Here is a 10,809-nt window from a genome sequence, read left to right as displayed (position 1 = left end):
CTCTCCGACGAGGCCCGCGCAGCGACCTACGCCGCCTGGCTCCACTTCTACAATCACCACCGACCCCATACCGGCATCGGAGGCCTCACTCCCGCCGACCGCGTTCACAACGTCACGGGGAACTACAACTAGCCGAAGGGCAGCGGCTCCGGGGCGAGCGAGACGGCCTTGGCGCGGGCGGCGGTGAGCCGGCGCCGGTGGTGCTGGCGGCAGAGCACCTCGTAGGCGACGTCGGCGGGCGGCTGGTCGATCTTGTCGACGTCGCCGACCACGATGACCTCGCCCTCGACGACCATCGCGCCGTTCTCGGTGCGGGCGTTGTGGGTGGCGCGCTTGCCGCACCAGCACAGCGCCTCGACCTGGAGGACGTGCATCCGGTCGGCCAGCTCGACCAGCCGCGCGCTGCCCTCGAAGAGCTGGGTGCGGAAGTCGGTGAGGATGCCGAAGCAGAAGACGTCGAGCTGCAGCTCGTCGACGATCTTGCCGAGCTGGTCGATCTGCGCACGGGTGTAGAACTGGGCCTCGTCGCAGATGAGGTAGTCGATCCGACCGCCCCGGGTGAGCGAGTCGACGACGTAGCGCCAGAAGTCGAAGTCTCGTCCGACCTCGATGGCGTCGTGGGTCAGCCCGAGGCGGCTGGAGAGCGTGGCCTCGCCGGCCCGGTCGTGGGTGGTGAAGAGCCGTCCGATCCGGCCACGGGCCGCGTGGTTGTGGTTGGTCTGGAGCGCCAGCGTGCTCTTGCCCGAGTCCATCGTGCCGGTGAAGAAGTGCAGTTCAGCCACGGGGCAGAATCCTCTCATGGGCTCCCCGCTGATCTCCGTCACCGACCTGCACGAGCTGCTGGGTTCCGGGCCGGGGTCCGTCACCGTGCTCGACGTCCGCTACCGGATGGGCGGGCCGCCCGGGCGGCCGGAGTTCGAGCAGGGACACATCCCGAGGGCGGCGTACGTCGACCTGGACGCCGACCTGGCCGCGCCACCGGGCGACGGTGGCCGGCACCCGCTGCCGGAGACCGGTGACTTCGAGGCCGCGATGCGCGCGGTCGGCGTGCGCGACGACCGCCCGGTCGTCGTCTACGACGACTGGACCGGCCTCGCCGCCGGGCGTGCGTGGTGGCTGCTGCGCTACCACGGCCACCCGGACGTGCGCGTGCTCGACGGCGCCTGGTCGGCCTGGGTCGAGGCGGGCGGCGAGGTGCAGACCGGCGCGGTGCTGCCGAGCCGGGGCGACTTCTCCGCCCGGCCGGGGCAGATGCCGGTGGTCGAGGCCGAGGACGTCCTCGGGGTCGCGGTGCTCGTGGACGCCCGGGCGCCCGAGCGCTTCCGCGGCGAGGTCGAGCCGGTCGATCCGGTCGCCGGCCACATCCCCGGCGCGGTCAACGTGCCGACGGGCACCAACCTGCGGGTCGACGGGCGCTTCCGGTCGGCCGCGGAGCTCCAGGCGCTCTACGCCGCCGCCGGGGTCGACGGGACCGAGTCGGTCGCGGCGTACTGCGGCTCCGGCGTCACCGCCGCGCACGACGTGATCGCGATGGAGCTCGCCGGGATCCGCGCGGCGCTCTACCCGGGCAGCTGGTCGGGCTGGATCACCGACCCGTCGAGGCCGATCGCCTAGATCCCGCACCGATCGGCATAGACCCGGCCGGTCGGGGAAGACGGTCGGCGTGATCCTTCACCGCGCCGTCCTCGCCGCCGCCTGTGGTGTGCTCGCCCTCGCCGGCTGCTCCTCCGACCCCGACGAGCCGGAGAGCACGGGCGCCTCGCCGTCGAGCGCCACGTCCGAGGCGAGCCCGTCGACCAGTGCGGTCGCGGAGGCGGAGCCGGCGCTCGAGCTGACGACGGGCACCATCCGCGAGCACGACTGCGTCGAGCCGGCGGACCGCATCCTCGACCTCGCGTGGTTCGACGTCATGTGGCGCGCCCACGAGGACCTCGACAGCTTCCACTTCCGGCTGGTCGACTCGGACGGCGCGAAGGCGATCGGTCCCGGCTTCACCGTCCCGCCGGTCAACTTCGGCGGCCGCATCGACTACAGCGGGGCACTGCGGTGGGACGGCTGGCGGCGGGGCATCAACGACCGGATGCTGTCGACGATCCAGATGGGCTCGGTCGTCTTCTGGAGCCCGATCGAGGACGAGACCGGGCTGCTGGTCCTGCACCTGCGCTTCGACCCCCGCGCGCTCAGGGCGGACGGCGTCCACATCGGTGGTGTCGAGGCGACCTACCGCACCGCCGACGGCGAGACCGGCACGGCGAGCGTCGACACCGACCTCCGGTGGGTGGAGCGCGACCGCTGCTGAGCCCCCCGGCGGGTCGGCTAGCGGTTGTCCCCGCCGCCGAACATGATCTCGTCCCAGCTCGGGACGGACGCGCGGCCGCGGGTCTTCTTCACCGGGCGGCGGGTGGGCTGCTCGTGCTCCGCCTCGGGCTCGGGGTCCTCGGCGGCGGCGTCGGCCGCCTCCTCACGGAGCTCGGCCTCCTCGGCCACGACCTCGGGCTCGGTCGGCGGCTCGGCGTCGAGGAACGCCTCGACGGGCTGCTCGGAGACCAGGTCGATGGCGTCGTCCCCCAGCTCGTCGCCGACCTCGCCCCCGATCTCACCGCCCAGGGGCAGCTCGTCGTCGGGGATGACGGCGGAGAGCCGGCGCTCGCGGGCGTGGCGCAGGTCGTCCTGCGGCGGCTCGGGCGCGGCGACGGCCTCGCCGACCAGCCAGCGGGCGTCCTCGTTGTCGAGGGTGACGTAGTTGCCGGGCGCGTCGAAGGTGAGCGTCGCGGTGCCGGAGCGGTCGGCGGCGACGTACGACGCGGTCAGCGACCAGCGGCCGTCCTCGCGCCGCCAGGCGTCCCACTCGACGGTCTCGGGGTCGACGTTGGCGCCGCGCAGGTGGCTGGCGACCGCGTCGCCGAGGGTGCGGGCGCCGCCGGGGGCGGCGTCGGTGCGGCGCACGGAGGAGCGCTGGGCGCGGTCGGCGACGTGCTGGCGCTCGGCGAGCACGGGGGCGGCGAACGGCATGATCTTCTCGACCGAGGTCTGCGCCGCCTGGGCGACCGCCTCCGGGGTCTCGCCGGCCCGGATCCGGGCCTGGATGTCGCGGGGCCGGAGGGTGCTCTCCATCGTCTTCTCCATTCCTCGGCCACCCCGGGTCGCGGGGGAGCCGCTCGCCTGCACCGCGGCACGCAGGCGGTCGTCGATCGTGAGCAGGTGCTCGGCACCCTCCTCGTCGAGGAGCCGGAGCTGGCTGCCGTCGTCGGTGGCCCCGGTGAGCCGGAGCTGCGCGGGCGCAGGCCGGGTGGCCGGCCCGGGCTCGGCCTCGGGCATCGGGGGCATCGGGTGAGGGATGGGTGCGGTCATCGGTGAGCGCGAGCCTACGCCAGCGGAGGTCGTCGGTCGGGGAGCCGGTCGGCGTGCCGGACGAGTCACTCCTGTCACACCCGTTGCGGTGGCCGGCGCGAACCCGCGAACCACTAGCGTCGACGGGTGGCCACCACCGATCCCAGCACCACCCAGGTCGTGCTCGACCTGCTCGGCATCTTCGTCTTCTCGATCTCCGGCGCGCTGGTCGCGGTGCGCAAGGGGCTCGACGTGTTCGGCGTCCTCGTGCTCGCGGGCACCACCGGCCTCGGCGGCGGCTTCCTGCGCGACGTCCTGATCGGGGCGACGCCGCCCGCCGCGCTCGCGGACTGGCGCTACCTGATCGTGCCGGTCGCCGCCGGCCTGCTGGGCTTCGTCTTCCACCCGGTCGTCGGGCGGATGGAGCGCTCGATCAACGTGCTCGACGCCTTCGGCCTCGGGCTCTTCTGCGTCACCGGTGCGCTCAAGGCGCTCGACTACGGACTCGGTCCGGTGCCGGCGGCCCTGATGGGGATGGTGACCGGGATCGGCGGCGGGATGATCCGCGACCTGCTCGCCTCACGCGTGCCGCTGGTCTTCCGCGGCGAGCTCTACGCGACCCCGGCCCTCGCCGGCGCGTTCGTCGTCGTCGGCCTCGCGCACACCGACCTCAGCTACTGGACCGTCGCGCTGATCGGCGGCGGCCTGTGCACGACCTGGCGGCTGCTCGCGATCTGGCGGCACTGGCAGGCGCCGGTCCCGACCGGGCCCGCGAGCGTCTAGTCGCCGAGGACGCGGCGCAGGTAGGGGTTGGCGAAGACGCGGTCCGGGTCGAGGCGGTCGCGCAGGGCGAGGAACTCCTCGAAGCGGGGGTACGCCGGCGCGAGGTCGGCCGCCGTCCGGGTGTGCACCTTGCCCCAGTGGGGGCGGCCGTCGTGGGCGCGCATGATCGGCTCGAGCAGCGCGAAGTACTCCAGGTGGTCGGCGTCGCGGTGGGTGTGGAACGCCAGGTAGAAGGAGTCGCGGCCGGTCGAGGTCGACAGCGGGATGTCGTCGGCCGGGGTCACCCGGATCTCGACCGGGAACGTGATCTTCAGCCCGGACGCGTCGATCGCGGCGCGCGCCTCGCGCAGCGCCGAGAGACCCGCCTCGCGGGGGACGGCGTACTCCATCTCCCGGAAGACGACCGTGCGCGGCGAGGTGAAGACCCGGTGTGCGACGTTGCTGTAGGAGCGGGCCGAGAGCAGCCGGCTGGAGACCTGGTTGAAGCGCGGGATGATCGCCGGCGCCCGATTGGTCACGTGGTTGAGCGCGCCGAAGAGCGTGTTGGACAGGAACTCGTCGTCCCACCACTCCCGCAGCCGCGAGAGCGGCTCGATGTCGGTGACGTCGGTGGCGACGCGGTCGTTGGTCTTCGACATCAGCCGGTCGGTGTGCGGGAACCAGTAGGTGTCGACGTGGTGGTGGGTGGCCACCCGCTCGTCGAAGCCGTCGAGCGCCTCGTCCCACGACATCGGGGTCTCGGTCGCCTCCAGGACGAAGAGCGGCTCGACCTTGAAGGTGATCCGGGTGAGGACGCCGAGGGCGCCGATCCCGACCCGGGCGAACTCCAGGAGGTCGGGGTTCTCGGTCTCGCTCGCGCGGACCACCTCGCCGGTGCCGGTGACGAGCTCGAGGCCGGCGATCTGCGCGGCGAGCGAGGCCGCGATGCCGCCGGTGCCGTGGGTGCCGGTCGAGGTGGCGCCGGCGAGCGTCTGCTCGGCGATGTCACCCATGTTGTGCAGGCTCAGCCCGAGCGCCTCGAGCCCGGCGTTGAAGTCCTTGAGCGGGGTGCCCGCCAGCGCGGTCACCGTCATCGCCTCGCGGTCGACGCCGACGATGCCGGTCATCCCGCCGGGGCGCAGCATCGTGTGCTCGGGCGCCGAGATCGCGGTGAAGCTGTGGCCGGTGCCGACCATCTTCACCGTGGTCCCCTCGGCGCGGGCGCGCTCGACGGCGGCGACGACGCCGGCGACGTCGGCCGGCTCCTCGACCCGCTGCGGACGCGACGACTCCAGGCCGGACCAGTTGCTCCACTCGCTCACGGGGCGGATCGTAGTCAGGTCGTCAGCAGCGCCGTACGCCGGTGGCGCGCGAACTCCGCCCGCAGCTCCTCGGCCCGGTCCGCGGTCAGCGGCCGGTAGCCGTCGGCGGTGCGCTCGAAGACCGGGTCGGCGCCACCCCACTGGAGCCGCTTGAGGGTCGGTTTGTCGACCTTCCGGGTCGCGGTGACGGGCAGGTCGCGGGTGAGGCGGACCAGGCTCGGCGCCCACTTGGTGCCGAGGTCGGGCTGGTCGTCGAGGAAGCCGGCGAACCCGACGAGGTCGAAGTCGGCGGGCGAGCCCGTCACCTGGAGCGTGGCCATCACCCGGTCGCCGGTGCGCGGGTCCGGGACGGCGTACACGGCCGCGACGGCGACGCCGGGGTGTCGGGAGAGGATCCGCTCGACGGGCGCGGCGGCGAAGTTCTCCGAGTCCACGCGCAGCCAGTCGGCGGAGCGGCCGGCGAACCAGATCCAGCCCTCCGCGTCGCGGTAGGCGAGGTCGCCGCTCCAGTAGTCCTCGCCCCGGATCTTCTCGGCGGTCGCGTCCGGGTTGCCGTAGTAGCCCTCGAACCGCCCCGCGGCGCCGGTGGCGACGATCTCGCCGATCGCCTCCTCGGGGTTGAGCATCCGGCCGTCGTCCGCGAACCGCGCCGGCGGGCAGGGCGTCCCGTCCGGCGCCATGATCTCGACCGGCGTGCCCTCGGCGGCGAGGCCGAGCGCGCCCTCCGGCGTCTCCGGCGTCCGCCGGATCGAGCAGGTGCCCTCCGAGGACCCGTAGGACTCGACGAGCGGGCAGCCGAAGCGGCGCTCGAACTCCTCCCGGTCGCGCGCGGAGGCCTCGGTGCCGAAGCCGGTGCGCAGCCGGTTGTCCCGCTCCTCCGGACGCTCGGGCTGGGCGAGCACGTAGGACAGCGACCGGCCGACGTAGTTGAAGTACGTCGCGCCGAAGCGGCGGACGTCGTCGGCGAAGCCGGACGCCGAGAAGCGGCGCCGCAGCGCGAAGGTCGCCCCGTGCACCAGGCACGGCCCCCACGACGCCATCAGCGCGTTGCCGTGGAACATCGGCATCGCGTTGTAGGCGACGTCGTCGCGGGTCAGCTGCAGCGGCGTCACCTGGCACAGCAGCGCGAAGCGCCCGGTCGTGCAGATCACCGCCTTGGGCGCACCGGTCGAGCCGGACGTGAAGAGGAGCAGCAGCACCGATGCCGGGTCCAGCGCCTCGGGCGTCGCGGCGACGGGCGCGTCCGCGTGCCGGCGCAGCAGGTCGTCGTACGCCGGGGTCCCGGCGGCCAGGACCGTGCCCGCGCCGTGGTCGACACCCTCGAGCAGCGGCAGGTGGTCGGGCTCGGTGAGGATCACCGCGCAGTCGGTCGAGCGGACGTCGGCCGCGAGCTCGGCGCCACGGCGCGTGGGGTTGATCCCGACCACGGTCGCGCCGGACAGCCCGGCGGCGGCCACGAGCAGGAGGTAGTCCGGCGTGTTGTCCATCAGCACCCCGACGTGCCACGGCCGCCCGTCGGCCGGCCGGAGCTCCTGCAGGGCCGCCGAGCGGACCGCAGCCTCGCGGAGCAGCTCGCGCCACGACCAGGTCGCGTCCTCGAAGAGCAGTGCCGGCCCGTCGTCGTCGGCGCGGGCGAGCAGCAGCCCGGCGAGCGTGGAGATCACGCCGCGGAGGGTACCTCCGGAGTGGAACGCGTTCTAGTGCGCGGGAGCGCCTGGGCCGCGACGGCGGCGACCAGCCCGGCCGCGGCCGAGACGAGGTACGCCGCGGACGCGCCCTGGTGGTCGACGACCAGCCCGCTGAGCGTGGCGCCGGGCGCGACGCCCGCCACCAGGCCGGTCTGCATGATCGCCATGCCCTCGGTCAGCCGGCCCGCCGGGACCACCGCCTCGGTCAGCGACATCGACGCGATCATCGTCGGCGCGATCGCGAAGCCGGCGACGAAGAGCACCGCGCCCATCACCGGCAGCGCGGTGACGAAGAAGAGCGGCACCATGGCGCAGGCCATCGCGAACGAGCCCCACCGGACCCGCGTCGACGGGCCGCCACGCCAGTGCATCGCGCCGGTGATCACGCCCGAGGTGAGGCTGCCTGCCGCCCAGAGGGCGAGCAGCAGCCCGGAGACGGACTTGTGGTGGTGCTCCTCCGCGAAGGCCACGGTCGTCACCTCGGCGGCGCCGAAGAGCACCCCGAGGGCGGCGCACACCACGGCCAGCGGGACGATCGCGCGCCAGGGCATCGGGGTCCGCGGGCCGGTCGAGGTCTCGCGCGGGTGCGGCGGGGGTGCGGTGCTGGTCTGGCTGCTGAAGGTCAGCGTCCCGGCCACGCAGGCGACCACGGCGACGGCGATGCCGGCGACCGGGTGCCAGGTCGTGGCGAGGACCGCCACCAGGATCGGTCCGAGGATGAAGACCGCCTCGTCGAGCACCGCCTCGAGCGCGAACGCGGTCTGCACGTCGGCCGGCTGGTCGAGCACGAAGGACCACCGCGCTCGCACCGAGGAGCCGACCTGGGGGAGGAACGCCCCGCCGACCGCGGCGAAGAGGTAGGTGAGCACGATCGGCCAGTCCGCCTGCACGGCGGCGACCAGCAACCCCACCGCGGTGCCGAAGCCGATGCTGGCCACCGCGAGCACCCTGCCCTGGCCGAGCCGGTCGAGCAGCCGCCCCTGCAGGATCGCGAAGCCCGCGTTGGCGAACATGTACGCCGCCGACACCGCCCCGGCCACGCCGTACGAGTCGGTCGCCGCCGAGACGAGCAGCACGATGCCGAGCCCGACCATCGAGATCGGGAGCCGGGCGACCAGGCCGGTCATCGACATCCGCAGCGCGCCGGGGTGACGCAGGATCCGGCCGTACGACGTGAACACCGCCCGACGCTATCGGTGGCGCTCGCCCGCGCACGAATCGATATCGGGCGCTTCCTAGGATGAGGTCATGACCGCAGACGTGAGCCCCTACGACGCCCTGCTGCTGGTGTCGTTCGGCGGACCCGAGAAGCCCGAGGACGTCGTGCCGTTCCTGGAGAACGTCACCCGGGGCCGGGGCATCCCGCGGGAGCGGCTCGAGGAGGTGGGGGAGCACTACTTCCTCTTCGGCGGCCGGTCGCCCATCAACGACCAGAACCGCGAGTTCCTGGCCGCGCTGCGCGAGGACCTCGCCGGGGCGGGCATCGACCTCCCGGTCTACTGGGGCAACCGCAACTGGGACCCCTACCTGACCGACACGGTGCGGCAGATGGCGGCCGACGGCGTCCGTCGGGCGGCCTGCTTCGTCACCAGCGCCTACTCGTCCTACTCCTCGTGCCGGCAGTACCGCGAGAACCTCTTCGCCGCCGCGGACGCCGTCGACGGCGGCGTCGAGAACGCGCCGGTCCTGGACAAGCTGCGCCACTACTTCAACCACCCCGGCTTCGTGGAGCCGGCCGTCGACGCGACCCTGGCCGCGCTGGCCGAGCTCCCGGACGACGTGCGGGACGGCGCGCACCTGGCCTTCGTCACCCACTCGATCCCGATCAGCATGGCCGAGGGCAGCGGGCCCGAGGGCGACGGCTACGTCACCCAGCACGAGAGCATCGCCCGCGAGGTCACCGAGCGGGTCCGCCAGGAGACCGGCCGCCGGCACCGCCAGGCGCTCGTCTACTGCTCCCGTTCCGGCGCACCCCACATCCCGTGGCTCGAGCCGGACGTCAACGACCACCTCGAGCAGTTGCACGCGGACGGCGTCCCGGCGGTGGTGATGGTGCCGATCGGCTTCGTCTCCGACCACATGGAGGTCGTCTACGACCTCGACACCGAGGCGATGGCGACCGCGGAGAAGCTCGGCCTGCCGGCCGCGCGCGCCGCGACCGCCGGCGTCGACCCGCGCTTCGTGGCCGCCGTCCGGGACCTGCTCCTCGAGCGAGCGGCCGTCGAGCGCGGCGAGGACGTCGCCCGGGCCGCCGTCGGCGACCTCCCCGCCTGCTGGGACCGGTGCGCCGTCGGCTGCTGCCCCAACCCGCGCGCCGACCGACCCGCGCTGGCCGGCGCATGAGCGCCGCCACGAGTCCCGCCGACCTCGCCGGGCTGGCCCTCGACGTGGCCCGCGAGGCGGCCGCGCTGGTCCGCGAGCGGGCGGCCGGCACGGTCACGGTCGCCGACACGAAGTCCAGCGACGTCGACGTCGTCACCGAGGCCGACCGGGCCAGCGAGGAGCTGATCCGCCGGCTCGTCCTGGCCGCCCGCCCCGGCGACGGCTTCCTGGGCGAGGAGGGCGACGACATCGCCTCCAGCACCGGGGTGCGGTGGATCGTCGACCCCATCGACGGCACCGTCAACTTCCTCTACGGGCTCCCGCAGTACGCCGTCTCGATCGCCGCCGAGGTCGACGGCGAGGTCGTGGCGGGCGTGGTGATCGCGGTCGCGACCGGCACGGAGTACGTCGGGCACCTCGGCGACGCCGGGGCCGCGGCGACCGCCACCCGCGACGGCGAGCCGATCGCGGTCCGCGAGGCGGTGCCGATGGGGCAGCGGCTCGTCGCGACCGGCTTCTCCTACGACCGCGACCTCCGGGTGCTGCAGGGCCAGGCGGTCACGCGGCTGCTGCCGCAGGTGCGCGACGTACGCCGCCTGGGCTCGTGCGCGCTCGACGTCTGCCTGGTCGCCGACGGCCGGATGGACGCCTACGTCGAGGAGGGCGTCAACAGCTGGGACTACGCCGCGGCGGGGCTGATCGCGCGGATCGCGGGCGCCCGGACCTGGACCGGCACCGGGGTCGGCGGGCGGACGCTGCTGGTGTGTGCGCCTGCTCACAGCTTCGACGAGGTCCTCGACCTCGTCCACGAGGCCGGTTTCGCGGCCGGTTTCGCGGCCGGTTTCGCGGCCGCTGAGCGGCTCTGAGCGGGTCCCGGCTCACCCGGCCTCACCCGCATGATCACCCGTTTCGGGGGGAATAGGGCCGTTTCACGAGATGTTCACCGTCTCCGGCGTCGAACCGGTGTGCGGTTTGGAACGTTCATGGTGCACAATCTGCCGACGCCGACGAGGACGAAGAGACGTGGGGGAGCAGGAGCTCCCAGAGTGGAGATACACATGGCGACCGACTACGACGCACCGCGCAAGACGGACGAGGAGCAGTCCGAGGAGAGCATCGAAGAGCTCAAGGCTCGTCGCCACGACAAGAACTCCGGCAAGGTCGACGAGGACGAGGCGGAAGCCGCTGAGTCGTTCGAGCTGCCGGGCGCTGACCTGTCGCACGAGGAGCTGGCGGTCGAGGTGAAGCCGAAGCAGGAGGACGAGTTCACCTGCATGAGCTGCTTCCTCGTCCACCACCGCAGCCAGCTGGCCGACACCAAGAAGATGATCTGCCGCGACTGCGCCGCCTGACCGGACCGGTCAGGGACGAACGAGACGGAAGGG

12 protein-coding genes are annotated in these 10,809 nt (G+C 73.4%); 7 read left to right on the top strand and 5 right to left on the bottom strand.

Translation table 11 applies throughout. The features are described from left to right. Window positions 1-132, top strand: a 132-nt coding sequence (locus K8U61_RS24660) for an integrase core domain-containing protein (protein WP_224124405.1), incomplete at its 5' end; no start/stop codon positions are given. On the opposite strand, the gene K8U61_RS24655 is transcribed toward K8U61_RS24660, so the two are convergent. Then, window positions 129-782 carry a thymidine kinase gene (locus tag K8U61_RS24655; RefSeq protein WP_224125670.1) on the bottom strand — a complete coding sequence of 218 codons (654 nt, stop codon included), beginning with the start codon at window positions 780-782 and terminating at the stop codon, window positions 129-131. The two genes, K8U61_RS24660 and K8U61_RS24655, sit on opposite strands and share 4 nt — an antisense overlap. 16 nt (window positions 783-798) lie before the next feature. Here K8U61_RS24655 and K8U61_RS24650 point away from each other — a divergent pair, with 16 nt between their 5' ends. Beyond that, window positions 799-1,614: a sulfurtransferase gene (locus tag K8U61_RS24650; RefSeq protein ID WP_224125669.1), complete on the top strand. Its 816-nt coding sequence runs from the start codon at window positions 799-801 to the stop codon at window positions 1,612-1,614. 49 nt (window positions 1,615-1,663) lie between these two features. After that, the gene (locus K8U61_RS24645) at window positions 1,664-2,299 is read left to right on the top strand and encodes a hypothetical protein (RefSeq protein ID WP_224125668.1); all 636 of its coding nucleotides are present in this window, start codon (window positions 1,664-1,666) and stop codon (window positions 2,297-2,299) included. A 17-nt stretch (window positions 2,300-2,316) separates the two neighbouring features. On the opposite strand, the gene sepH is transcribed toward K8U61_RS24645, so the two are convergent. Continuing rightward, window positions 2,317-3,351 (bottom strand): septation protein SepH, encoded by a 1,035-nt coding sequence (gene sepH, locus K8U61_RS24640; protein ID WP_224125667.1) that lies wholly within the window; start codon window positions 3,349-3,351, stop codon window positions 2,317-2,319. 126 nt (window positions 3,352-3,477) lie between these two features. Here sepH and K8U61_RS24635 point away from each other — a divergent pair, with 126 nt between their 5' ends. Then, a complete protein-coding gene (locus tag K8U61_RS24635; protein ID WP_224125666.1) occupies window positions 3,478-4,113 on the top strand; it encodes a trimeric intracellular cation channel family protein in 636 nt (211 codons plus the stop codon). Here the strand turns inward: K8U61_RS24635 and K8U61_RS24630 are convergent. Genes K8U61_RS24630 through K8U61_RS24620 form a run of 3 tightly spaced genes read right to left on the bottom strand, consistent with a single transcriptional unit; the run spans window position 4,110 to window position 8,283 of the window. Further along, window positions 4,110-5,414 carry a D-arabinono-1,4-lactone oxidase gene (locus K8U61_RS24630; RefSeq protein ID WP_224125665.1) on the bottom strand — a complete coding sequence of 435 codons (1,305 nt, stop codon included), beginning with the start codon at window positions 5,412-5,414 and terminating at the stop codon, window positions 4,110-4,112. The genes K8U61_RS24635 and K8U61_RS24630 overlap by 4 nt on opposite strands. A 14-nt stretch (window positions 5,415-5,428) precedes the next feature. Beyond that, window positions 5,429-7,078 (bottom strand): AMP-binding protein, encoded by a 1,650-nt coding sequence (locus K8U61_RS24625; protein WP_224125664.1) that lies wholly within the window; start codon window positions 7,076-7,078, stop codon window positions 5,429-5,431. Further along, a complete protein-coding gene (locus K8U61_RS24620) occupies window positions 7,075-8,283 on the bottom strand; it encodes an MFS transporter (RefSeq protein WP_224125663.1) in 1,209 nt (402 codons plus the stop codon). Before K8U61_RS24620 ends, K8U61_RS24625 begins: the two co-directional genes overlap by 4 nt. Window positions 8,284-8,350: 67 nt before the next feature. Here K8U61_RS24620 and K8U61_RS24615 point away from each other — a divergent pair, with 67 nt between their 5' ends. The 3 genes from K8U61_RS24615 (at window position 8,351) to K8U61_RS24605 (ending at window position 10,776) form a co-directional block, all read left to right on the top strand. After that, window positions 8,351-9,445, top strand: a complete 1,095-nt coding sequence (locus tag K8U61_RS24615) for a ferrochelatase (RefSeq protein WP_224125662.1) — start codon at window positions 8,351-8,353, stop codon at window positions 9,443-9,445. After that, complete coding sequence (locus tag K8U61_RS24610) at window positions 9,442-10,290, top strand: inositol monophosphatase family protein (RefSeq protein WP_224125661.1); 849 nt, start codon at window positions 9,442-9,444, stop codon at window positions 10,288-10,290. The genes K8U61_RS24615 and K8U61_RS24610 overlap by 4 nt, the downstream gene beginning before the upstream one ends. Before the next feature lie 192 nt (window positions 10,291-10,482). Beyond that, window positions 10,483-10,776, top strand: coding sequence for a DUF4193 domain-containing protein (locus tag K8U61_RS24605; RefSeq protein WP_224125660.1), 294 nt, complete (start codon window positions 10,483-10,485; stop codon window positions 10,774-10,776). The last annotated feature ends 33 nt before the right edge of the window (window positions 10,777-10,809 follow it).

The organism is Nocardioides mangrovi, from assembly GCF_020073815.1.
Taxonomy (GTDB): domain Bacteria; phylum Actinomycetota; class Actinomycetes; order Propionibacteriales; family Nocardioidaceae; genus Nocardioides; species Nocardioides mangrovi.
Note: the sequence above shows the minus strand (reverse complement) of the source record. Positions and strands in the feature narration are given on the sequence as shown.